General features: G+C 21.4%; 1 protein-coding gene. It reads left to right on the forward strand.

The annotated features are described in order from the left end of the window. A partial coding sequence (locus tag C6B38_RS05720; protein ID WP_233485580.1) for a DDE-type integrase/transposase/recombinase occupies positions 1-843 on the forward strand: 843 nt, incomplete at its 5' end.

Genomic DNA, 843 nt, shown 5'->3' on the forward strand with positions numbered 1-843 from the left:
AAAAAAGATGAAAGATGATTAAAAATAAAAAATAAAATTAAAGAAATTAAAAAACAACATCCAAGATATGAAGTTAAAGAAATAGGTTTGTTACAGATGGACGCTAAATATTTTGTACCAAGTAAATTTCCAGTTGATAAAAAGTATTATGTTTATGATTTTATTGATGAAAAAACAAGATTAGCATTAGGATATGTTTATGATAAATTAAGTACTGATAATGCTATTGATGCTGTATGATTAAAAATAAAAAATAAAATTAAAGAAATTAAAAAACAACATCCAAGATATGAAGTTAAAGAAATAGGTTTGTTACAGATGGACGCTAAATATTTTGTACCAAGTAAATTTCCAGTTGATAAAAAGTATTATGTTTATGATTTTATTGATGAAAAAACAAGATTAGCATTAGGATATGTTTATGATAAATTAAGTACTGATAATGCTATTGATGCTGTTAAAAAAGCAATTAGTGATTTTAAAAATATATTTGGTATTATAATAAMACGGATTAGAACTGATAACGGTTCTGAATTTATTAATAATTATCGTAATAATCAAAAAATTAGTGTTAAAAAGACTAATTTTACTCAATTTTTAACAGATAAAAATATTTTGCATCAAACAACACCAGTTCGCTCTCCACAGTCAAACGGTAAGATTGAAAGATTTCATCAAAATTATACTAAATTATTTCTATTTGAAGAAAAAATATTAAATGTAGTTAGTTTACAGAATAAATTAAATGATTATTATTATTTTTATAATTTTGAAAGAGTACATAAGTCTTTAAATTTTCAGACACCATTTAATTTTTTGAATAGTTTAAGTTTAATTAAATAA

This window comes from Spiroplasma sp. ChiS, assembly GCF_002968355.1.
Lineage (GTDB): Bacteria > Bacillota_I > Bacilli_A > Mycoplasmatales > Mycoplasmataceae > Spiroplasma > Spiroplasma citri.